We start from the raw sequence: 20620 nt of genomic DNA, 5'->3' as shown, positions 1-20620 counted from the left end.
TGTCGTTAGGAGGTATTGAATATTCTAGCGATCACTTTCCCATTCTGGCGTCGGAGCAGCCCGTAGATTGTGGCCGTTTCGACAGAGCATTCAATCAGTTCAAAGAAGACGCTCTCATTTTTCTCGATATTGCCGAGGAAATAGACCTCTCGTTGAACAACCGGCCCCCTTCCGGGAAACCAATTTTCTAAGGCGCGATCGACCAGGGCCTGATACTCGGCAAAGTAAAATAGTCCGGCGCCATTGAATTCTTGCGAGGTGCTAGGATAAAATTTAAAGGTTCGGAGCGCTTCGTTAGCGAAGACAGGAAACCCGAAATGCGTCCCGAGCCGCCCATTCCGGATATCTGCAGCATTCTGCGCCAGAGGGCTGAACTCGAACCGCTGCGCCTGCGCCCCACGCAACGTCACTCGTGCTATCGAGTGATTGTTGCCTTTGATTCTCCTGTGAACGAAGGTTGAGATTAATTCGACCGTGCCGACGCTTCTGCCGTAAACAGATAACTCGTGTCGTGTCGACGTCTGGGTCCTCGATACTGCGGACAGTCTCGAATGGATGGTCAGAATGTCGTTTGCACACACCGTATCGAAGCGCGCAGCCGCAAGCGAGGTTGCGCAGATTGCGGCGTAGGCTTCTTCTCCTTCAGCCGTTCTGAAGTCTGCATTGTCGATCCCGAGGTGACGCGCAAGCATCAGCCAGTGACGATGGCCGAGTTCCTTCATCAGCCAGGTTTCCGACAGCCCGGAGCCGTTCAAATGAGGCATGCCGAGAAGGATATGCGGATCAAGGGCACGTTCCATCAGGTCGCGTGGCAAAGGACCTGCAGGAGGGAAATCGAGAAGGGCTGCGTTCATGATCAGGCGTTTACCGCTTGCTTGAGAGATGATGTCTGTGCCGAAAGTCGAGCCGTGAGGTGCCCGACCACATGCTCGGCATCCTTGCCGACGCTGAGAAACCGGCCCGAGCCCCAGGTCCACAGCCAGGGAAGCCCGAGCACATAGACACCGTCGACGGCGGTGACGCCGCGGCGATGCACCGGATAGGCGTTGCCGTCGAAGATCGGCAGGCCGACGAAGGACCAGTCGGGGCTGAAGCCGGTGGCCCAAATAACGGACGTGACGCCCGCTGCCTTCAAATCGAGATCGGTTATCTCGGTTTCGGGCTCCCATACAGGTTCATAGACGGAACCGTCGGGTGCCTTGATGTTCTTCTCTGCGATATGCCGGTCGATCAGGGCATTGATGCCGTTGTAGACACGGTCGGCGCCGTCGAGATTGGCCTTCAAGTTCGACTCGAACAGCATCTTGCCGCCGGCGACACCGGACATCCGGCCATACAGCGCCATGCCCTCCAGCGCGAACTTGCGCAGGTCGATGTCGCGGCCGCCGTCGCGTCCTGTCAGGTAATGGTTGGTGTCGTGCTTCTTCTTGATCATGCCGTCATGCTCGACGCTGATGTCATATTGGCCGATATCGGCGAGCCAATCGACAACATCGCGACCGCGATAAAAACGGGCGCAGCGCGGCGCATTGCCAGTGACCAGGTGCACCTTTCGGCCGGCCAGATGCAGATCCTCGGCAATTTGGCAGCCGGACTGACCAGAGCCGACGACTATGACGCCGCCCTCCGGCAGGTGATTGGGATTGCGATAGGCGGCGGTGTGAAGCTGGACGATCTCGTCCGGCAGGCGTTCGGCGGCGCGCGGAATGGCCGGATCGGCATAGAGGCTAGTGGCGATCACGACGGCATCGGCGGTCATCGCGCCGGCCGAGGTCTCGAGCCGGAAGAGGTGACCATGTTTTTGGAGCGACGTCACGCTGGTTTGCTCGAAGACCGGGGCGTCGACCTTCTTCACGAAGCGATCGACATAAGCAAGGATCTCGTCCTTGACCATGAAGCCATGCGGATCCGGGCCGTCATAGGGATGGTCGGGAAGCTGGCATTGCCAGTTCGGTGTCACCAGGCAGAAGGCGTCCCAGCGTTCGTTCTTCCACTTATGCGCAACGGTCTTCTTTTCGAAAACCACGTGATCAATGCCGTGCCCCTTCAGATAGTGAGAGGCCGAGAGCCCGGCCTGGCCACCGCCGATGACGACCGCGCTGTAGTGGCTCTTGAGGGATGGTATGGTCATGGTGGGTCCTTTCACAGGATGAAGCTTTCGCAGCGGACTTCGGCCGCTGCGTCGGTGAGATAGGGAGTGGCGGCCTGTTCGATGCGCGACAATTGGCCGAGCGCCAGTGAACAGGGATAGCCGTATTTCGCCTTGACCCTGTCGCTGGCGATCGTGAGTGCGATGCGGCTGCGATCGAGAAAGTCGGACAGCGGATAGTTTTGGCCCTCGGCGAAATAGTCCTTGATCACCAGGGAGGGCGAGTAGCAGGTCTCCTTGCGGCCATCGGGCCAAGCAATGACGAAGCGCATTTCAGGCATGGGCGGTCTCCATCATTGTCGCGTATGTTGACAGATGCTGCGCGGCGGTCTGTGGCCAGCTAAACCGGGTGGCAACCTCGAGCCCCCGCTGGATCAGCCGGTCGCGCAGTTCCGGGATCAGGCCAAGAGCCATGGCCTCGGCAACGGAAGCCGGATGGTGCGGGTCGCACCAGATCGCCTCATCAGTCCCGAGATATTCGGTGAAGGGCGCGATGGACGGGACGATCACGGGAATACCGCTTGCCATCGCCTCCAGCACCACCAAGCCAAAGCCTTCTTTCAAGGACGGAAAGACCAGCGCATCGGCTAGTCGGTAGAGGTTGGGCATGTCCGCATCCGGCACGGGGCCGATGATGTGGACGGCCTGGGCGTGATCGTGCAGTGCTGCAAGGGCGGAGCGGAATTCCTCATGATAGTCGCGGTGATCCAGCAGCGAGGCACCGCCGGCGACTATCAGCTGGGCGTCCGGCCGCACCGCGCGCAATTGGCGGAAGGCTTCCAGGATGCCGAGCGTGTTCTTGCGCGCTTCGATGCCGCCGATCGAAAGAAAGACCGGTCCAGCATGCAATTTCAGCCGGTCGCGAAGGGCGGTCTGCTCGCCGTTCCAGGTGGGTGCGTAACGCTCCATGTCGACGCCGTTGCCAACAACAGTCGAGGTGATGCCGCGCCTGTCTTGCAGGATCTTCTGCCAATGGGCGCTGACGGTGAAGAACACATCTGCTTTGTCGATAGATCGGTCCTGCAGCGCCATCAGTCGCGGATCGGCGAACTGATCGATATGGTGGACGGTGCGGGCAAAGCGGGTGACCAGGCCTTCCGCCTTGAGGGTCGCCAGCGCGTTGCCGGAAATCCCGTCATGGGCGTGGAAGAGATCGAAGCCGCCGGTTCCAGTTCTGCGGAAATAGTCGACGTAGTCCGCCATCCGCTGTTCGACCATGGCCGTCATCTCTGTGGGCGCTGGCGGCACGGCAATGCAGGCCACGCCGCAAGACGGTGTGCGGAAAAAGCCCGTTCCCTTGGCGTCAGGCGCATGCAGGACCACGTCATGGCCCAAGGCCGTTAGCGCTTCGGAGAGCTGCATGGCATGCACCACGCCGCCACGCGGATTGGTGGAATGGGTCAGCATGGCAATGCGCAGGGTTCGGTGCGAGGGGAGGCTCATGCGGCAACCTCCTGCCGGCCAAGCTGCAGCAGTGGTGTTTCGGCATGATTGCGCACAACTGCGCGGCTCTTGCCATCGACCAGTGCGACTTCGGCGCCAGCCACGACGGCGCCGATAACCGCAGCGCTGATGCCGCGCGCGGTGAAGCGGGTGACGACATCGGCCACATGTTCCGGTGCGACGGCGAGCAGGTAGCCGAAGCTCGGAAAGGTGGCGAGCCAGCGATCGAGGCTAACACCGGCGGGCAGTGGGATGGCGGAGACGTCGATATCGATGCCGACACGCGAACATTCGGCCAGCATGATGGCCGTGCCGACGATGCCGCCCTGGCTGATGTCCTTGGCGGAAAGCGCCAGCCCCGCCTCGGCTATCTCGGGCAGTAACTCGAGGTCGCCGCGCAGGCGGACGGGCGGGGTATCGGTGACCGCTTCCCAGTTGTTGAAGGGTTCACGGTAGCGGCCGCGATGGTCGATGGCCGCGACGAGCACATCGCCCGGCCGTGCATCGAAACTCGTGAGCAGTTTATGGGCACGGCCGAGAATGGCGACCGACAATTGGCCGCGATCGGTGCGGATATTGGTGTGGCCGCCGACGATCGGCACGCCGAAGGTGGCCGATGCCGCCCGCATGCCTTCCAGAACGGGGACCGCGCCCTCCTCGCCATCGGCCCAGACGGCATCGACCACGGCGATCGGCCGCCCGCCCATAGCGACGATGTCGGAAATATTGACCATGATGCCGCACCAACCGGCAAACCACGGATCGGCGGCGACAAACTCGTTCATGAACCCTTCGATGGCAAAGAGCAGGTAGCCGTCGCCGTCGCGCAGCGCCGCGCAATCATCGCCGACAGCATCCTGCTGCCCCTGCAGGCCGAGCCTTGCCGCGATCATGCCGATATCCTGCTTGGCAGCAATGCCGATGCTTGCCGAGAGTCTTTCCGCCAGTATGCTGATGTCGATCGCGCCCATGCTCACGCTGCCTTCCTGGGAAGGGCGACGAAGCCGGCTTCGGGTGTGATGCAGGGCGGATAACAGGCAAGATCGGCCTTCATCCTGAGATGCGGTTTGCCATAGATCTCGAATTCCTCGATGACGTGCCAGTGTAACCGGCGGAACAGCAGGCTGTTCTGCAACTGCACATTGGCAAGGAACGTGTGGCATCCCATGGCATTGGCGGACGACACGGCGAGCTTGATCAGGGTCGCCCCCAAGGCGCCGATCTTGCGAAAATCCTGATGCACCGCCAGCCGCGAGCCCCACCAGAGGCCGGGTTCGGCCTGGTGAATACGCACCGTGCCGACTAGCTGGTCGGCGGCAATGCCCAGCATGGAGAGGGCAACGATTGGGATAGCGTGATCGTCGATCGCGTCGCGGTCGTCGCCTTCGAAAATCTGCTGTTCCTCGCAGAACACGGCGCGGCGCAGCGCATGCGCTTCGCTGCGCTCCCAACCGGATGTCGCGAACTTCACCTGGAATTCGCTGGAGCGATACGGGGCAAAGGGTTCGAGCATCATTTGGACAGCATCCTTTCATAGGTGGAAAGGGCCGAGCATGCGCCGCATTTGCCGCAGCCGGCCTTGATGTCGACGGCCTTCAGACCGCTGTCGACCAGCATCCGGGACAGCGGGCTGAGGATCGAATGCATGACGTCGGGCTTGGGGGTAGGGTGGCTTTCGAGCGGCGTGCCTGAGATCGGCACGAAGGGCACGACGAAGGGATAAACGCCGATCGCGACCAGCTTTTCGCAGATATCCAGAATAGCCTCGCGGCTGTCGCCGAGGCCGGCCAGGATATAGGTCGAGACCTGGCCGCGTCCGAAGACCTCCACGGCAGCCTTGAACGAAGCCATGTATTTGGTGATCGACACCTGCGCCTTGCCAGGCATGATGCGAGCACGGACCTCCGGGGTGACGGCTTCCAGGTGCATGCCCAGCGCATCGACGCCGGCCTCCTTCATGCGCGTGAACCAGATGTCGTCTTCCGGCGGCTCGCATTGCGCCTGGATGGGAATGTTGACGGCCGCCTTGATGGCGCGGGCGCTGTCGGCCAGGATGGCAGCACCGCGGTCGTCGCCCTTCGGCGTACCGGTGGTCATCACCATGTGCTTGACGCCATCCAGTTCGACGGCGGCCCTGGCGACTTCCGCCAATTGTTCGGGCGTCTTGTAGGCGATGGTGCGGCCGGCCGCCAACGACTGGCCGATGGCACAGAACTGACAGGTCTTGGTGCGGCTCTGATAGCGGATGCAGGTCTGTAGCACGGTCGTGGCGAGCACGTCCTTGCCGTGCAGCACGGCGATCTGCGAATAGGGGATGCCGTCGGCGGTCGAGCGCTCGTAGAAGCGCGGCCGCAGCGGAAAGGAAACCTCGCCCAGCACCGTGCCATCCCGGCTGATGCGGCTGCGGCCCATATCATCCGGCTTCTCCACCAAATAAGGGCTCTCAAACGCGGGTGCGGTGTGCACCGGCACCATCACCGTCATGCCGTCGATGGTCAGCGCCTTGTGGTCGGACGGTCCGGCGCCACCGCGGCGGCTTTCGTGGCCTACCTTGGGATCAACGAGCCGGGCTCCGTAGGACTGCAATTCGTTGATCAGAATCTCGGTCGGAAGACGTGTCGTATTCTCCATCGGAAAGGGTCCTTGCTTCGGCTGAGGTGAAGGATGGTTGGGAGGTGGCGACCATCGGCGCCGTGGCGCGGCCATCCATGACGAGATGCAGCAGTTCGGGGCGGGCATAATGGCCGACCGAATCCATCATCCGCTTGCGTTTGACGATCAGGCTCATATCGAGATCTGCAATCAGCAGCCCTTCGCCTTCGGTCAGCGGCGGCACGACATGCTTGCCTTCGGGCGAGACGATTGCGGTCATGCAGCCGCCGCGCAGGGCCTTCTGCAGGCCTGCATCCGGCGTGATCGAAGTGATCTGCTCGTCGGTCAGCCAACCCGTGGCATTGACCACGAAGCAGCCGCTTTCCAGCGCGTGGTGGCGAATGGTGACTTCCATCTGGTCGGCGAAGATCGGCCCGACCATGGAGCCCGGAAACTGCGCGATATGGATGTCCTCGTGCTGCGCCATCAGGGCGTAGCGGGCCAGAGGATTGTAATGCTCCCAGCAGGCCAGCGCCCCAAGACGTCCGACGGCGCTGTCGACCACCTTCAGGCCGGAGGCGTCTCCCTGGCCCCAGATCATCCGCTCGTGAAAAGTCGGGGTGATTTTGCGGCGCTTGAGGATGAGCGTGCCATCAGCATCGAACAACAGCTGGGCATTGTAGAGCGATCCATGGTCTCGCTCGTTGACGCCAAGCACCACGACGATGCCGTGCTCTCGGGCGGCTGCAGAGACCGCATCGGTGGCAGCACTCGGAACGATGACGGCTTCCTCGTAAAGCCGGACATGCTCCTTGCCGGAGAGAACAGGCGGCAGCACAAAGGAAAAATAGGGATACCAGGGGACAAAAGTTTCCGGAAAGACGATCAGCTCGGCGCCCTTGGCAGCCGCCTCGCGGATCGTTTCTAGTACGCGGGCGAGCGTTTTCTCGCGCGAGGTCAGATCCGGCGCGATCTGTGCGGCGGCAACCCGGACGCTCGTTTTTTTCTCCATAACAAAATCCTCGGTCAGTGAATTGAGAGGGCGGAGCAGGGTGCTCCGCCCCAGCGGATCAAAGGGTCCAGGTATCAAGGATGAAGGCGCCGTCGCGGCGATGGATGAGGACTAGGTCGAGAACGTCGAGCGGACTGATCGGCGTGATGCCGGGGATCAGCGCACCTTCGCCATGGCCGTAAAGCGCCTGGAGGGCAAAACGGCAGGCGTAGACCTTGCCACCTTCTTCCATGAACTTGACGATCTGGTTGTTGAAATTCAGATGGCCGGGAAAAGCCTCCGCGCCGAGGGTCGGAAAACCGCGCTGGACGCCGAGCGTCACGCCCGGGCCATAGAGAAGGATCGAGGTCTCGAAACCTTTCCGCCTCAGGCGCGTCGCCTGCAGCAGGTTGACGAATCCGATCGATCCTTCGAAGGCCACGGTATGGAAAGTGACGAGGGCTTTTTCACCGTCGCCGGCCTGTACGTCCTCAAAAACCTTTTCCTCGTAATCGACAAGAAAGTCGCCTTTTTGATTGGCTGGCTTGGTCACTGCGGGCATGGATGGCTCCTTGGTTGAAATCCGATCCCCATCCGGGGAGCATCCATCCAATTGCAAGCTGTGTGCCAGATTGATTTTGCACAAATGGCAGTCAAACAATGCAAAAATACATTCAATTATGCGATCAATTATGAGGATGAAATTTTATCGGCTGATTTTCTGGGCGATCAGACGCAAAAATAGAATGCACGAAAGCTCAATATGAATGCATTCAATTGACCATCAATCATTCATGGAAAGGCAAACTATGTCTATAACGTTGAGCATCTGTCGCCATTGGCACTGGAATTTGTGTCATTTTTCGTGACAGAGGGCGATTGCAACAATATACAGTCAATGTCGATGAAGAAGGACATGGCGATATTACGATGAAAGACTGGCGACCCGACCTTACCCGCAGCAGCAGCCCCCGCTACATGGCTATTGCCGACCTTATCGAGATGGATTTGCGTAGCGGTCATCTGGCCATCGGTGATCGTCTGCCGCCGCAGCGCGAACTGGCGAAACATCTGGATATCGATTTCACGACTGTTGCGCGGGGCTATGCCGAGGCGCAGAAGCGCGGACTGGTGGATTCGCACGTCGGCCGTGGCACATTCGTCACCGGCGGGGCCGACAAGGAGCGCCGGGGCTTTGCGTCCGGCGCCGCCCCCGATCCGCGCCGTATGTCGGCGATCGACCTTTCGATGAATATGCCGCCGGAGCCGACCGATCCGGAATTGATCACGCGGATGCGCGAGGGTATCTCGGCGGTGGCTTCCAGCCTTATCCCGCTTCTGCGTTATCAGGGATTTGGCGGCTCGGGCATGGACAAGGAGGCCGCCGCCGCCTGGCTCAGCCGTCGCGGCCTTGTCCCTTCCCAGGAGCGTATTTTCGTGACACCCGGCGCTCACCCGGCGCTGCTGGCGATTTGCGGCCTGCTGGCGAAGCCCGGGGAAACCATCCTGTCGGAAAGCATCACCTATCCGGGCATCCGCTCGATTGCGGCGCAGCTGCGTCTCAATCTTTCGGGATTGCCGATGGACGTTGACGGCATTCTGCCGGACGCCTTTGCCGAAGCCTGCGAGAGATTGAGACCCAAGGGGCTTTATCTCAACCCGACCCTGCAGAACCCGCTGACCCTGACTATCCCGGAGCGGCGGCGCGAAGAGATCTGCGCAGTGGCGCGCAAATATCACGTCCCGATCATCGAGGATGACGCCTATGGCTTCATTCCGCTGCATGCGCCGCCGCCGCTTGCGGCAATGGCTCCGGACCTCACCTGGCATATCGGTGGCTTGGCTAAATGCATCGGCGCCGGTCTCCGGCTGGCCTATGTCGTTGCACCAGATACCAAGGCGATCTGGCCCTTCGTGAGCGCCATGCGTGCCAACAATGTCATGGCGTCGCCGCTCAACATGGCGCTTGCCACGCGTTGGATCGAGGATGGCACAGCCGATACCATCCTTCGATTCATCCGCAAGGAGGCAACAGCACGCCAGGAAATGGTTGCAACCATCCTTCCGGCCGGTAGCTATCGCGGCGATCCCATCAGCTTCAACATCTGGCTGCCGCTGACGAATGGCTGGACGCGGTCGACCTTCGGCAGCCATATGCGCGCCTCGGGCATTGGCGTCGTTGCCAGCGACGCCTTCACGGTCGAAGGCCAGGCGCCAGAAGCGGTGCGCGTCTGCCTGGGCGGCCCGATCGACCGCGAAAAGCTCCGGGGTGCTCTGGAATTCATGGGGCACGCACTCGAAGGCCCGCCCGAACTCGCGGCGTCCTTCTTCTAGTTTCGACTTCGCATCAGCGAATTTGCTCTCGTTCATGGGCGATGGGCTCTGCGGCACTATGTCGTATCGCATCAATCAGGCAAATGTATCTATATTGAATGCAGTCAATAACACTATTGATCGTAGATATGGGAGCATTCGTCATGCAAATGGAGTGGCCGCCAATCCCCCCAACGACAACGGGGCCGAGAGGCCGATGCCCACGTTGCGGCCAGGGGCATATTTTCAACGGCTTCCTAAAAATCCGGCCCGAATGTGAAGTCTGTGGCCTCGACTACGGTTTCGCCGATCCGGCAGATGGTCCCGCATTTTTTGTCATATGCTTCGCTTGTGTGCCCAGTGTCCTGCTCGGCGTGTGGCTCGAGGTCCAGTACAGCGCGCCCTTGTGGGTCCATCTGCTGGTCACCGGTCCATTTATGCTGGCCACCTGTATCCCGCCCTTGCGGCCTCTCAAGGGATGGCTGATTGCCAGCCAATATTTCTACAAGGCGGAAGAAGGGAAGCTTGCCCGCACCTCTCCCGCGCCGAAAAAGGTTTAAGTTCCGTTCACGCTACCCACGGGTCGTATAGCGCTTTCTCGGAAAACAGGAGGTGGCATCAAAGAGGCCGCGCCCGCTGAGAGAACGGATCACTGAGATGCAGGTGATGATCGAGGGACAGCCCGGTTCAGGCCCGGCAGCGAGCCAGGAAGCAAACAAGGCTTGGTGGGAGCGCAGGTGCCCAACATCTGCCGGTGGAGCAGCCTCACGGGTCATTCGGGGTCGCTCGCCTGTTCAGTTCGGCATTTAATCGCCCTTGACGGGCGGATTTCCCTTGCCAGCCCGCTTGAGAATGTCGAGCACATCTGGGGATGTCGGCGCGGGCCGCGCGTTCCTGAAAATAGCTTTCCGTGCGCAGCGCCGAGAGCGCCACGCCTTCCGTCTCGGCGACCTTGCGGCTTCGTCGAGAAGCGAGGGTTGCAGCCTCAATGCGAAATTGCTCTTTCTCATATTCTTGCCTCCAGTCGTTTCCACGTCTCGCGGGGCGCACCGCGCATTCCTCCCACCTCACCGGCCGACAGGGGGTGCCAAAGTCTTCGACGGCTGCACCTTGCCGATATCGTATGCACACACACTTTACTTGTGTGGGAGCCGCTTCCAACGTCCGTGGCGGTTGCGAGAGGTCGCGTGGTGAATTGCACCGCGCGGGGGATAAAGAATGATCACGCAGCTTACGATCTCGGAGCGCCAGAGCGCCTTCGCCATCGCGATTGCCGTCGCGATAGCCGGCGCAACGATGGCAGCGGCCGGCCGGTCGGACGTCCTCGGGGTCCACGGCGTGATCGTCATGCTGTTTTCCGGCGTCCTCCTCTACCTCGTCATGTCGTCGCTCTTCGAGCCTGAAGCAGTTGAGGACCGAGAGGCGTCATATTACGACGATCCCATCAAGATCGGCATCGTGCTTTCCATGGCCTGGGCTGTGTTCGGGATGTTCATGGGAGTCTGGGTGGCGGCGCAGCTCGCCTGGCCGGATCTTGCATTCGACGCCGGATGGTCCAGTTTCGGTCGCCTGAGGCCGACGCACACCACAGGCGTCATCTTCGGTTTCGGCGGCAACGCATTGATCGCTACCTCCTTCCACGTCGTCCAGCGCACCTCGCGGACGCGGCTGGCGGGCCAGCTCAGTCCCTGGTTCGTGCTCTTCGGCTACAACCTGTTTTGCGTGCTGGCCGTGTCAGGCTACCTGATGGGTATCACCCAGTCCAAGGAATATGCGGAAGCCGAATGGTACGCCGACATCTGGCTTGTCGTAGTCTGGGTCACCTATCTCGTGCTCTACATCAGAACGATCGCCCGCCGGAAGGAGCCGCACATCTATGTCGCCAACTGGTACTTCATGGCGTTCATCCTGGTCGTCGCGATCCTCCACATCGTCAACAATCTCGCCCTCCCGGTTTCCTTGGGACACGCCAAGAGCTACACCATATGGCCGGGCGTCCAGGACGCGATGGTGCAGTGGTGGTACGGACACAACGCCGTCGCCTTCTTCCTGACGGCCGGCTTCCTCGGAATGCTCTACTACTACCTGCCGGTCCGGGCGCAGCGGCCGATCTTCTCCTACCGGCTGTCGATCCTGAGCTTCTGGGGCATCACCTTCTTTTACATGTGGGCCGGTTCCCACCACCTGCACTACACGGCACTTCCACACTGGGTCCAGACGCTCGGCATGACCTTTTCGGTCATGCTGCTGGTGCCGTCCTGGGCGTCGGCGGGCAACGCGCTGCTGACGCTCAACGGCGCCTGGCACCGGGTTCGAGACGACGCGACGCTGCGCTTCATGATGGCGGCCGCGGTATTTTACGGGCTTTCCACCTTCGAGGGATCGTTCCTCGCCATCAGGCCGGTGAACTCGCTGTCGCACTACACGGACTGGACGGTCGGTCACGTCCATGCCGGAGCGCTCGGATGGGTCGCGCTGATCACCTTCGGTTCGCTCTACACACTGGTGCCTAGCCTGTGGAAGCGCGAGCGTATGTATTCGGCGGCGCTCGTCGAGGTGCATTTCTGGCTGGCGATCGCCGGAACGCTGATCTACGTCTTCGCGATGTGGAACTCCGGCCTCATCCAGGGCCTGATGTGGCGGACCTATACCGGGGAGGGGACGCTTGCCTATTCGTTCGTCGATTCCCTGGTGGCGATGTATCCGTACTACATCGCCCGCGCTTTCGGAGGCCTGCTTTTTCTTCTCGGCGCCATCGTCGGCTGCTGGAACATCTGGATGACGGTTCGGTCCGCGCAGCTTGCCGTGGCGCATGAAGGGGATACGCCCGTCGTCCCCACCGCCGTAGCGGGGGAGTGACGACATGCCAGAACTCTTCCACCGCAAGCTCGAGCGTTCGGCGATCGGCTTCGTGATCGCAATTATTGCGGCTGCGAGCGTCGGCGGCATCGTCGAGATCGCCCCTCTCTTCACCATCGACGAGACGGTCGAAGAGGCGCCGGACATGCGGATGTATACGCCTCTGGAGCTCGCCGGGCGCAACATCTACATCCGCGAGGGATGCTATGCTTGCCACAGCCAGATGATCCGCACACTCCGTGACGAAGTGGAGCGATACGGCCCCTATTCGCTGGCCGTCGAATCCCGGTATGACCGCCCGATGCTCTGGGGCTCGAAGCGGACAGGCCCGGATCTTGCCCGCGTCGGCGGAAAGTATTCCGACTTCTGGCACGTTGCCCATCTCACCAACCCGCGGGACGTCGTCCCAGAATCGAACATGCCCGCCTATCGCTGGCTGGCGCGGAACCCGCTGAAGATGGAGGATTTGCCACAGCACCTCGCGGTGCAGCAGGCCCTTGGCGTTCGATACACCGACGAGATGGTGGAAAACGCAGCGCGGGACGCCTACGGCCAGGCCACTCCCGACACGGACTTTGCCGCGGGAGCTACCGAGCGCTACGGCGAGGAGACGCAGGTGAGCGCATTCGACGGCGTCACGACGCACGTCACCGAGATGGACGCGCTCGTCGCGTATCTCCAGGTGCTGGGACGGCTGACCAATGCCGCGTACGAACATACCGCGGCTCCCGAGAAGAAACCGGATCCCGGAAACTGAAGGCGGAGGACTGTCACATGGACCTGGACCACGACACCGTCGTCGCATTCTCCAAGAGCTGGGGACTGCTCTACTTGATCGCCCTTGCAGTCGGCGTGCTCGTCTACACCTTCTGGCCGTCGAACCGGACGCGCTTCGACCGGGCCAAGCACAGCATCCTCGAGCGGGACGACACGCCATGGAAGTGAGTGAGCGCGATCCTGTCACCGGCCGCGAGACGACCGGCCACGAGTGGAACGGCATCACGGAACTGGACACCCCCGTTCCGCGCGGCGTTCTCATCTTCCTGATCGTGACCCACATCTGGGCCATTGCCTGGTGGTTCTTCGTGCCGGCCTGGCCGCTCGGAACGACCTACACCAAGGGGCTCTTTGGCATCGACCAGAAGACCACGGTCGAGGCTCAGGTCGTCGAGGCCGAGCGCAGCCGGTCCGGCTGGATGAGCCGCATCGCGACAGAGCCCTACGACACCATTCTCTCCGACGAAGCGCTGATGCAGACCGTGCGCGATACCGGACGGCAGCTCTTCGGCGACAATTGCGCGGCCTGCCACGGCAGGGACGGGAAGGGGCGGGCGAACTACCCCGACCTCACAGACGACGACTGGCTCTGGGGCGGAGGTCCACAGCTTATCGAGCAGACGATGCGCGTCGGCATCAACACCCGGCATGCGGAAAGCCGGATCGGGCAGATGCCGGCCTTCGGGCGCGATCAGATGCTCGACCGCGAGCAGGTCCGAAGCGTCGCCGCCTATGTCTATTCGCTGTCCCACTCGGACTACTCGACGCCGGCAAACGTCGACCGCCTGGAGGCCGGGCGCGAAGTGTTCATCGCCACCTGCGCCGCCTGCCACGGCGAAGACGCCAAGGGAAAAAGCGACGTGGGCGCTCCGAACCTCACCGACTCCACGTGGATCTACGGCGGTAACCTGGACACGATCATCGCCTCCGTGCACGGCGGGCGCCAGGGCCACATGCCGACCTGGGACGAGAGGCTGACGACCGCCGAGATCCGGACGCTGGCGCTCTACGTCCACGACCTGGGGACGCAACAGCCATGACCGGACGCATGAAGAGATCCCGAACGAAGTGGCTCCTCTGGGCGCTGGTCCCCGCAGGGCTGCTTCTCGTGGCCGCGGCCAATGCGCACCTGGTCTACGTGGCAATCCAGTCGCAGCCTGAATGCGTCGAGCATTCGAAGTCAGTGGGCGATGGTCACGGCTATCGTGCTGCCAAGCCGGCATGCTGAGGAGACACGAGATGGGCGAGAGCGACAAGTCGTACTGGCTGCTGAGCGAGACGTCGGGCATTGGCGAAACGCGGGATCCCCGCCTTCAGCGAGGGCTGCCCGTCCTTGAGGGGCTCCGTTGGCTGTCAGCGGGCTGGCGGGATTTGTGGACGCGGCCGGCTTCGAGCCTGGCATACGGAATAGGCGTCTTCCTTCTTTCCGTCGCGTTCGTCTGGATGCTCGTCGCCTTTGGGCTCGACTACATTCTATTTCCTGCGCTAGCGGCCTTCATGATCGTTGCCCCGTTTCTGGCAATCGGCCTCTACGAGAAGAGCCGGTCGATCGAAGAGGGCCGACAGATCGGCTTCGGCTCGATGTTGCTTGTACGGCCCCGTGCCGGTGCGCAGGTGTTCTTCGCCGGCCTGCTCCTCTTCATGCTCGTGCTTTTGTGGATGCGGGCCGCCGTGCTCCTCTACGCCCTGTTTTTCGGGGTGACAGCATTCCCCGGCCTCGACCACATTGCCGGCATGCTGTTCGGTACGGCCTACGGCTGGACGATGCTGGTGGTCGGGACGGCAATTGGCGGCCTTTTTGCGGCCTTTGCCTTTGCCGTCAGCGTCTTTTCGGTGCCGATGCTACTTGATCAGCGTGTCGATGCGCTGACCGCTATGGGTTCGAGCATGAAGGTGGTGTGGAATAACCTCACGCCGATGGTCGCCTGGGGGGCGATGCTGCTCGTGCTCTTTGCAGCCTGCGTCGCAACGGGCCTCATCGGGATGATCGTTCTCTTTCCTCTGCTGGGCCACGCCACCTGGCATGCCTACAGGGCCGTGGCACGTTCCGAGGAGCCAGGACAATGAGCTGCTGTGCGATGGGAACCGAAGCCGACTTGCTGCTCGTGCCGCCGCGAGAAATTTCCGCGCGCGAAATCGTACTCGCGAGCCGCGACCTCGGCGATGGCATGTTCCAGACGGACCTCTCGGTGCCGCAGGCGCGTTGCGCCGCCTGCATTGCCGCGATCGAGGGCGCGCTGCAGCGCCTTGACGGCGTCGTGGCGGCACGATTGAACCTGACGTCCCGGCGCGTCGCCGTCAGGTGGAGGGCCGAGGACCAAGTGCCTCCGATGATCGAGGCATTGCGGGACCTCGGATACGACGCTTGTCTTGCAGAGACGGGGGACGGTGGACGCGATCCAGAAATGTCCCGGCTGCTGCGAGCGACGGCGGTCGCGGGCTTCGCCGCCATGAACATCATGTTGCTGTCCGTGTCCATCTGGTCGGGCGCGGACGCTGGGACACGGAATGCCTTCCACCTGATCTCTGCGCTGCTGGCCATACCCGCTGTTGCTTATTCCGGACGGGTGTTCTTCGTTTCGGCGTGGAATGCGGTGAGGAAGCGGACGGCCAGCATGGATCTGCCGATCTCCGTCGGTATCCTGCTCGCACTGGGACTGAGCCTCTACGACACCATTGCCGGAGGACCGCACGCCTACTTCGACGCCGTCACGTCGCTGATCTTCTTTCTCCTGGCAGGACGCACGCTGGATCACGCGATGCGGCAGAAGGCGCGGACTGCCGTCACCGGACTTGCCCGCCTGCTGCCGCGGGGCGCGACAGTGATTGGGGCGGACGGAAGCCGCGAGTTCCGCGAATTGACGAAGATCGAACCGGGAGAGATCGTCTTCGTGGGGCCGGGCGACCGTATACCTGTCGACGGAACGGTCGTTTCGGGCACGGGGAACCTGGACGTTTCGGTGGCAAGCGGCGAGTCCGCGCCTGAAAGCGCGCATCCCGGGAGCATCGTTCTTTCCGGAACGATGAGCGTCGATGGCGCGCTGACAGTCAGGGTCGACAGGAGGGAACAGGATTCCTTCCTTGCCGACATGGTGAGACTGATGGAGGCGGCGGAGGACAGCCGTGCACGCTACCGCCGCATCGCCGACCGCGCGGCAGCGCTTTACTCCCCCATCGTCCATCTGCTCGCACTGGCGACCTTCTCCGCCTGGATGCTGCAGACGGGCGACTGGCATCGGTCGATCACAGTGGCGATTTCGGTCCTCATCATCACCTGCCCATGTGCGCTGGGCCTGGCAGTGCCCATGGTCCAGGTCATGGCCGCCCGCCGGCTGTTCGACCTCGGCATCACGCTCAAAGATGGCAGCGCGCTGGAGCGGCTCGCCGAGGTCGACACCGTGGTTTTCGACAAGACGGGGACGCTCACGACCGGAGTCGCCCGCGTCATCGAGCACACCGTCGCGCCGTGGGATCTGGCCGCCGCGGCCGGGCTTGCCGCGCTGTCGAGGCATCCGGCAGCGCGGGCCGTCACGGCGCTACAGCCAGCCGAGGCCGAGGTCGAGGATTTCCGCGAGATTCCGGGTTACGGAATCGAAGGCCGTATCGGCGGAACCGTCTATAGGCTGGGACGCAAGGAATGGGTCTCCAAGGGCACATTCGAGGATTCGAAACAGGCAGACGTATGGCTTTTGCGCGACGGCCAGCCGGCGGGCTGGTTCGCAATCGCCGACGAAACGCGCCCCGGCGCCGGGACCGCGGTCCAAAGGCTGGCAGCCGACGGACTGGCAACTGAGGTTCTTTCCGGCGACCGTCCCGCGGAGGTCGGCAAGGTTGCCGCTGTGCTGGGCATCACCGAACATCGCCACGGCGCCATCCCCGAAGATAAGGTCAAGCGGCTGACGGAGTTGGCGGCGGCCGGCCACCACGTCCTGATGGTCGGCGACGGGTTGAACGATGCCCCGGCGCTCGCTGCCGCGCATGTCTCGATGGCGCCCTCGTCGGCCGCGGATATCGGGCGGAACGCCGCCGATCTCGTCTTCCTGGGCAGGAGCCTGGAAGCTGTCCCGCAAGCGATAGGCGTTGCGCGTGCCGCCGCCGGACTGGTGCGGCAGAACCTCGCCCTTGCCGTCGGCTACAATGTTCTGGTCGTGCCTGTTGCTATCACGGGCCATGTCACGCCTCTCATGGCGGCGGTCGCGATGTCCACGTCATCGATCCTCGTTGTCGGCAATGCCTTGCGCCTTTCGGGCGACAAGGTTTCGTCCCGGCGGCGGCCCAAGGCTATTCGTGGGCTTGATCTCAAAGAGGCTGCCCGATGAACTATCTCGTGTATCTCGTGCCAATCGCCTTGGGAATGGGTGTCGTCGGCCTGATGGCATTCCTGTGGTCGATACGCAGCGGCCAGTACGACGATCTCGACGGAGCGGCGGAAAGGGTGCTGCTACCCAATGCCGCGGACGCTCCCCTTCGTGACAAGAAGCGGAAAGGCGAGGGCTGCAGAGGACATGGAACATACGTCTGATCGACATCGTTCGTTTAAAGGACAGAAAGAAGGGAAGCTGTCATGATCAGGTCTGTTGACAGGCCGTTCGATTGGGTAGCCGCGCTGGCGTTGGTTTCCGGCGTCGCCGTCATGATCCCCAGTCTTGCTGCGCTAGCCGTGAGCCTTCTCGCGATTGCTTCCGCATTATTTTAACTGCCGGCGATCGCTTTTGGTTTCGACTGCCTGATGCCCGTCGCGCCCGCCTCATCAATAACGCGTTATGATAAAAGCAACACATGGAAACTCCGAAACGTCCCCACGGGCGACCGTGCAAGTCCGACGCGATGACACCGGGATGTTCACCAGCCAGCCGGTCGGCTCGACGCCGGGCAAGATCCACGCCATCTCGCTGTCGTGAATGAAAGAGAACAGAAATTCGTCGACGATGCGTTCTTCTCCGACGATCCGTGAGATGAGATCGACCATATGGGACTGCCAGACGTCCGTCATGTCGTCGCCGGGCGCAGAAGGGCGCGCGGTAGCGATAGCGGTTTCGTCATTGCTATTTCCTCTTCAGGTGTGAATTGAATGGCAGGGATGAACGGGGAGAGTAGCTCCGCGCTATGGCGCTGATGTGGATGGCGCAGATAGAGGACCAAACGCATTTGCCTGCCGCGCCACGCGCTCGATATCTCGCCGCAAAGCCTCTTCGGGCAGCGTCAGATCGAGCGGATCCCCATAAGGCTGGCCAAGGGCGATGCCGGTTGCCCAGTAGACCTCGACGAGGTTCCCCTCAAGGTCTTCGAAATAGAACGCAAGCGATACGCCGTGATTGAAGGCCATCTTGATCGCCAGCCCCATGTCGACGATGCGATGGTATGCGGCACGCAGGTCGGCCAATGTAGCGACCTTGAATGCGACGTGGCGCAAGGCAGGATCGGTGAAGATAGCGATCTGATGAGAATCTTCGGCTGGATCGCTGGTCAGGAAGGCGCTGGCGCCGAACGGGTTTTCTTCGCCACTGCCGCCGACCAGCTGAAGCCCCAGGGTATCCTGATAGAATCGTCCAAGCGCAGCCGGGTTTTCGGCGACCATGCCGACGTGACGGAGACCGACGATCTGTGGCCCGCTCGGCCCATTTGTTTTCTTCGCCGGCACGATGGCGGGATCGGATCGATCGACGACGATCACCCCGGTTTTGGCGTGCTTCCCAGTCATGGTGACAACCTCCGTGTTTATTCAATTCCGTCGTCGATCAGATACGAACGACGGCGGGCGCGAGAATTCGGGAGGGAGGTTGCATTCTGATTTCAGGAGGGCAGGAATCTGCTTTCAGTTGAAACACAATACGCGACCGCCTGTCTCATATGCACCACCACCCGTTTGCCCAACCGCCAACCGAAACGACGAGCGCTTGGACCTTGACCGCCTCAAGTATTGGGAGCTCTGCATTTGTCGCGACTTCGGGATGGCGGACGTGGCGTCGCATCCGGCCTTGAAGGATGGGCTCATTCACCGCCGCGACGAAACCAAGATCGAATCCAACGAGAACGTCTCGTCTCGCTCCTGCACACACGTGGAGCCGATCGGGCGCGGATACAGACCAGGCCACGCAGGTTCTGGTCCGAAGCAGGGCGGCGCGGTGACGCCGTTAAATTTTCAGTTTGAAATCGAAAGTATGTCGTTTAAGCTGACGGCGGCACCTTAGAATTGCACAGATCCGGTTTTCGTCGGAACTGAAGCATTCTGCTCATCGTGTGGGATGTACGGTGCCTAATGTCCTCATATTGTTTGTCGTGGCTTTTCTTGCGCCTTTCGGCCCGTCTAGCGCCGTTGCGGATGAACCCGCTTCCGCTCCGGTCAACAAGCCGGCCAAATCCCAGCAGCAGGTTTCGCAGATCCGGCTGGGCTATCTTCGCGCCTATGCACCCCGGCTGGCGCTTTCCGTCTTGGATGTACCGCCGCGCGACGAAGGCGTTGCGGGCGCGAAGGTGGCGATCGGCGACAACAACACCACCGGGTCCTTTCTTGGACAAACGTTTTCGCTCGACGTGGCCGAGGTCAGGCCCGATGCTGACATCGTTCCGGGTTTTAACGAGATGATATCGAAAGGTGTTCTCTATGTTCTCGCGGACCTGTCAGCCGGCCAGCTTCTGTCGATCGCCGATCTGGCTCGCGAACGGGGCGTTTTGATCTTCAATGTCGGCGCCACCGACGACAGTCTGCGTGAGGAGGAGTGCCGGGTGAACGTGTTTCACACTGCGCCTACCCGCACCATGCTCGCCGACGGGCTGGCGCAGTATCTGATTTGGAAACAGTGGCGTCGATGGGTGCTGGTTTTCGGCTCCCATGCGCCGGACAAGCTTTTTGCCGACGCGCTGCGGCGCGCCGCCATGCGCTTCGGCGGCGAGATCGTCGCGGAAAAGGAGTTTATCGACACCGGCACGGCGCGGCGGACGGATACCGGCGTGGTCCAGATTCAGCGGCAAATGCCGGTCTTCACGCAGGATTTTCCCGACTACGACGTGTTGCTCGTGGCCGACGAAAGCGAGGTCTTCGGCACCTACGTACCATTCCGCACATGGATCCCGCGCCCTGTTGCCGGAACGGCCGGCCTCATGCCATCCGCCTGGCATCCGGCAAGCGAGCAATGGGGCGGCACCCAGATCCAGAACCGCTTCGCCAAGACGAATGGCAGGCGCATGCTGTCGAAGGACATGGCCGCGTGGACTGCGGCAAGAATTGTCGGCGAGGCGGCGACGCGCACGCAAGGTACTGACCCCGGGAAGATTTCCGCCTTCATCCGCGCCGATGATTTTTCGATTGCGGCTTTTAAGGGACAGAAGCTGACCTTCCGGAACTGGAACTGGCAATTGCGCCAGCCGATCTTCCTCGGAGACGGGCGTTCCGTGGTGTCGACGTCACCGCAAGAGGGGTTTCTGCACCAGGTTTCCGAACTCGACACGCTCGGTGTCGATCAGCCGGAAACCCGATGTACGCTGAAATAGCTTCA

General features: G+C 61.8%; 24 protein-coding genes. 13 read left to right on the top strand and 11 right to left on the bottom strand.

Annotated elements, in window-relative coordinates; all coding sequences use genetic code 11:
- Positions 1–5 precede the first annotated feature (5 nt).
- From N2599_RS31245 to N2599_RS31205, 9 genes are read right to left on the bottom strand one after another with little or no spacing between them, the layout of a single operon-like run.
- On the bottom strand, positions 6–854 hold the full coding sequence (locus N2599_RS31245) for a Pnap_2097 family protein (RefSeq protein WP_027509222.1): 849 nt from the start codon (positions 852–854) through the stop codon (positions 6–8).
- Positions 855–856: 2 nt separating this feature from the next.
- On the bottom strand, positions 857–2131 hold the full coding sequence (locus N2599_RS31240; protein ID WP_027509223.1) for an MSMEG_0569 family flavin-dependent oxidoreductase: 1275 nt from the start codon (positions 2129–2131) through the stop codon (positions 857–859).
- 11 nt (positions 2132–2142) lie between these two features.
- A complete protein-coding gene (locus N2599_RS31235) occupies positions 2143–2430 on the bottom strand; it encodes an MSMEG_0570 family nitrogen starvation response protein (protein ID WP_027509224.1) in 288 nt (95 codons plus the stop codon).
- Positions 2423–3592, bottom strand: a complete 1170-nt coding sequence (locus N2599_RS31230) for an MSMEG_0565 family glycosyltransferase (protein ID WP_027509225.1) — start codon at positions 3590–3592, stop codon at positions 2423–2425. The genes N2599_RS31235 and N2599_RS31230 overlap by 8 nt, the downstream gene beginning before the upstream one ends.
- Positions 3589–4563 (bottom strand): sll0787 family AIR synthase-like protein, encoded by a 975-nt coding sequence (locus N2599_RS31225; protein WP_027509226.1) that lies wholly within the window; start codon positions 4561–4563, stop codon positions 3589–3591. Before N2599_RS31225 ends, N2599_RS31230 begins: the two co-directional genes overlap by 4 nt.
- Before the next feature lie 2 nt (positions 4564–4565).
- Positions 4566–5108, bottom strand: coding sequence for an MSMEG_0567/Sll0786 family nitrogen starvation N-acetyltransferase (locus N2599_RS31220; protein WP_027509227.1), 543 nt, complete (start codon positions 5106–5108; stop codon positions 4566–4568).
- Positions 5105–6223 (bottom strand): MSMEG_0568 family radical SAM protein, encoded by a 1119-nt coding sequence (locus N2599_RS31215; RefSeq protein WP_027509228.1) that lies wholly within the window; start codon positions 6221–6223, stop codon positions 5105–5107. The genes N2599_RS31220 and N2599_RS31215 overlap by 4 nt, the downstream gene beginning before the upstream one ends.
- Entirely contained in the window at positions 6150–7196 is a 1047-nt protein-coding gene (locus tag N2599_RS31210) for a Nit6803 family nitrilase (protein WP_027509229.1), read from the bottom strand. The genes N2599_RS31215 and N2599_RS31210 overlap by 74 nt, the downstream gene beginning before the upstream one ends.
- 58 nt (positions 7197–7254) lie before the next feature.
- The gene (locus N2599_RS31205; RefSeq protein WP_027509230.1) at positions 7255–7737 is read right to left on the bottom strand and encodes an MSMEG_0572/Sll0783 family nitrogen starvation response protein; all 483 of its coding nucleotides are present in this window, start codon (positions 7735–7737) and stop codon (positions 7255–7257) included.
- Positions 7738–8105: 368 nt separating this feature from the next.
- Between N2599_RS31205 and N2599_RS31200 the strand changes: the two genes are divergently transcribed.
- The 11 genes from N2599_RS31200 (at position 8106) to N2599_RS31150 (ending at position 17820) form a co-directional block, all read left to right on the top strand.
- The gene (locus tag N2599_RS31200) at positions 8106–9509 is read left to right on the top strand and encodes an aminotransferase-like domain-containing protein (RefSeq protein WP_027509231.1); all 1404 of its coding nucleotides are present in this window, start codon (positions 8106–8108) and stop codon (positions 9507–9509) included.
- A gap of 143 nt (positions 9510–9652) precedes the next feature.
- Positions 9653–10048, top strand: coding sequence for a DUF983 domain-containing protein (locus N2599_RS31195; RefSeq protein ID WP_027509232.1), 396 nt, complete (start codon positions 9653–9655; stop codon positions 10046–10048).
- Positions 10049–10706: 658 nt separating this feature from the next.
- Positions 10707–12347, top strand: a complete 1641-nt coding sequence (gene ccoN / locus N2599_RS31190; RefSeq protein ID WP_037141419.1) for a cytochrome-c oxidase, cbb3-type subunit I — start codon at positions 10707–10709, stop codon at positions 12345–12347.
- A 4-nt stretch (positions 12348–12351) separates the two neighbouring features.
- Positions 12352–13104: a cytochrome-c oxidase, cbb3-type subunit II gene (ccoO, locus tag N2599_RS31185; protein WP_027509234.1), complete on the top strand. Its 753-nt coding sequence runs from the start codon at positions 12352–12354 to the stop codon at positions 13102–13104.
- 17 nt (positions 13105–13121) lie between these two features.
- Positions 13122–13292, top strand: coding sequence for a CcoQ/FixQ family Cbb3-type cytochrome c oxidase assembly chaperone (locus N2599_RS31180; protein ID WP_027509235.1), 171 nt, complete (start codon positions 13122–13124; stop codon positions 13290–13292).
- Complete coding sequence (gene ccoP / locus N2599_RS31175; RefSeq protein ID WP_027509236.1) at positions 13283–14164, top strand: cytochrome-c oxidase, cbb3-type subunit III; 882 nt, start codon at positions 13283–13285, stop codon at positions 14162–14164. The genes N2599_RS31180 and ccoP overlap by 10 nt, the downstream gene beginning before the upstream one ends.
- Positions 14165–14172: 8 nt before the next feature.
- A complete protein-coding gene (locus tag N2599_RS31170) occupies positions 14173–14352 on the top strand; it encodes a hypothetical protein (RefSeq protein WP_027509237.1) in 180 nt (59 codons plus the stop codon).
- A gap of 11 nt (positions 14353–14363) precedes the next feature.
- Positions 14364–15191, top strand: a complete 828-nt coding sequence (locus N2599_RS31165; RefSeq protein ID WP_027509238.1) for a DUF2189 domain-containing protein — start codon at positions 14364–14366, stop codon at positions 15189–15191.
- Positions 15188–17443: a heavy metal translocating P-type ATPase gene (locus N2599_RS31160; RefSeq protein ID WP_027509239.1), complete on the top strand. Its 2256-nt coding sequence runs from the start codon at positions 15188–15190 to the stop codon at positions 17441–17443. The genes N2599_RS31165 and N2599_RS31160 overlap by 4 nt, the downstream gene beginning before the upstream one ends.
- A complete protein-coding gene (gene ccoS / locus N2599_RS31155) occupies positions 17440–17646 on the top strand; it encodes a cbb3-type cytochrome oxidase assembly protein CcoS (RefSeq protein WP_037141422.1) in 207 nt (68 codons plus the stop codon). Before N2599_RS31160 ends, ccoS begins: the two co-directional genes overlap by 4 nt.
- 42 nt (positions 17647–17688) lie before the next feature.
- The gene (locus N2599_RS31150; protein WP_260308507.1) at positions 17689–17820 is read left to right on the top strand and encodes a hypothetical protein; all 132 of its coding nucleotides are present in this window, start codon (positions 17689–17691) and stop codon (positions 17818–17820) included.
- 54 nt (positions 17821–17874) lie between these two features.
- Here the strand turns inward: N2599_RS31150 and N2599_RS37975 are convergent, their stop codons facing one another.
- Complete coding sequence (locus N2599_RS37975; RefSeq protein WP_027509240.1) at positions 17875–18117, bottom strand: hypothetical protein; 243 nt, start codon at positions 18115–18117, stop codon at positions 17875–17877.
- A 111-nt stretch (positions 18118–18228) separates the two neighbouring features.
- Entirely contained in the window at positions 18229–18825 is a 597-nt protein-coding gene (locus N2599_RS31140) for a VOC family protein (protein WP_051336497.1), read from the bottom strand.
- A 196-nt stretch (positions 18826–19021) separates the two neighbouring features.
- Between N2599_RS31140 and N2599_RS31135 the strand changes: the two genes are divergently transcribed.
- Both N2599_RS31135 and pedA1 read left to right on the top strand, forming a co-directional pair.
- Positions 19022–19315, top strand: coding sequence for a hypothetical protein (locus tag N2599_RS31135; protein ID WP_143534101.1), 294 nt, complete (start codon positions 19022–19024; stop codon positions 19313–19315).
- A 61-nt stretch (positions 19316–19376) separates the two neighbouring features.
- On the top strand, positions 19377–20615 hold the full coding sequence (gene pedA1 / locus N2599_RS31130; protein ID WP_244914729.1) for a lanthanide ABC transporter ABC transporter substrate-binding protein PedA1: 1239 nt from the start codon (positions 19377–19379) through the stop codon (positions 20613–20615).
- The last annotated feature ends 5 nt before the right edge of the window (positions 20616–20620 follow it).

The sequence above is a fragment of the Rhizobium sullae genome (genome assembly GCF_025200715.1).
In the GTDB taxonomy this organism is placed as follows: Bacteria; Pseudomonadota; Alphaproteobacteria; order Rhizobiales; family Rhizobiaceae; genus Rhizobium; species Rhizobium sullae.
This window is presented reverse-complemented; position numbering and strand designations above follow the sequence as displayed.

Excerpts from the sequence above, each read along its gene's own strand:
- ccoS (WP_037141422.1), top strand. The coding sequence starts at position 17,440 with ATGAACTATCTCGTGTATCTCGTGCCAATCGCCTTGGGAATGGGTGTC.
- N2599_RS31225 (WP_027509226.1), bottom strand. The coding sequence starts at position 4,563 with ATGGGCGCGATCGACATCAGCATACTGGCGGAAAGACTCTCGGCAAGC.
- ccoP (WP_027509236.1), top strand. The coding sequence starts at position 13,283 with ATGGAAGTGAGTGAGCGCGATCCTGTCACCGGCCGCGAGACGACCGGC.
- N2599_RS31215 (WP_027509228.1), bottom strand. The coding sequence starts at position 6,223 with ATGGAGAATACGACACGTCTTCCGACCGAGATTCTGATCAACGAATTG.
- N2599_RS31230 (WP_027509225.1), bottom strand. The coding sequence starts at position 3,592 with ATGAGCCTCCCCTCGCACCGAACCCTGCGCATTGCCATGCTGACCCAT.
- N2599_RS31150 (WP_260308507.1), top strand. The coding sequence starts at position 17,689 with ATGATCAGGTCTGTTGACAGGCCGTTCGATTGGGTAGCCGCGCTGGCG.
- N2599_RS31205 (WP_027509230.1), bottom strand. The coding sequence starts at position 7,737 with ATGCCCGCAGTGACCAAGCCAGCCAATCAAAAAGGCGACTTTCTTGTC.
- N2599_RS31220 (WP_027509227.1), bottom strand. The coding sequence starts at position 5,108 with ATGATGCTCGAACCCTTTGCCCCGTATCGCTCCAGCGAATTCCAGGTG.
- N2599_RS31195 (WP_027509232.1), top strand. The coding sequence starts at position 9,653 with ATGCAAATGGAGTGGCCGCCAATCCCCCCAACGACAACGGGGCCGAGA.
- N2599_RS31180 (WP_027509235.1), top strand. The coding sequence starts at position 13,122 with ATGGACCTGGACCACGACACCGTCGTCGCATTCTCCAAGAGCTGGGGA.
- N2599_RS31160 (WP_027509239.1), top strand. The coding sequence starts at position 15,188 with ATGAGCTGCTGTGCGATGGGAACCGAAGCCGACTTGCTGCTCGTGCCG.
- ccoN (WP_037141419.1), top strand. The coding sequence starts at position 10,707 with ATGATCACGCAGCTTACGATCTCGGAGCGCCAGAGCGCCTTCGCCATC.
- N2599_RS31165 (WP_027509238.1), top strand. The coding sequence starts at position 14,364 with ATGGGCGAGAGCGACAAGTCGTACTGGCTGCTGAGCGAGACGTCGGGC.
- ccoO (WP_027509234.1), top strand. The coding sequence starts at position 12,352 with ATGCCAGAACTCTTCCACCGCAAGCTCGAGCGTTCGGCGATCGGCTTC.
- N2599_RS31240 (WP_027509223.1), bottom strand. The coding sequence starts at position 2,131 with ATGACCATACCATCCCTCAAGAGCCACTACAGCGCGGTCGTCATCGGC.
- N2599_RS31245 (WP_027509222.1), bottom strand. The coding sequence starts at position 854 with ATGAACGCAGCCCTTCTCGATTTCCCTCCTGCAGGTCCTTTGCCACGC.
- N2599_RS31235 (WP_027509224.1), bottom strand. The coding sequence starts at position 2,430 with ATGCCTGAAATGCGCTTCGTCATTGCTTGGCCCGATGGCCGCAAGGAG.
- N2599_RS31200 (WP_027509231.1), top strand. The coding sequence starts at position 8,106 with ATGAAAGACTGGCGACCCGACCTTACCCGCAGCAGCAGCCCCCGCTAC.
- N2599_RS31210 (WP_027509229.1), bottom strand. The coding sequence starts at position 7,196 with ATGGAGAAAAAAACGAGCGTCCGGGTTGCCGCCGCACAGATCGCGCCG.
- N2599_RS31170 (WP_027509237.1), top strand. The coding sequence starts at position 14,173 with ATGAAGAGATCCCGAACGAAGTGGCTCCTCTGGGCGCTGGTCCCCGCA.
- N2599_RS37975 (WP_027509240.1), bottom strand. The coding sequence starts at position 18,117 with ATGACGGACGTCTGGCAGTCCCATATGGTCGATCTCATCTCACGGATC.
- N2599_RS31140 (WP_051336497.1), bottom strand. The coding sequence starts at position 18,825 with ATGACTGGGAAGCACGCCAAAACCGGGGTGATCGTCGTCGATCGATCC.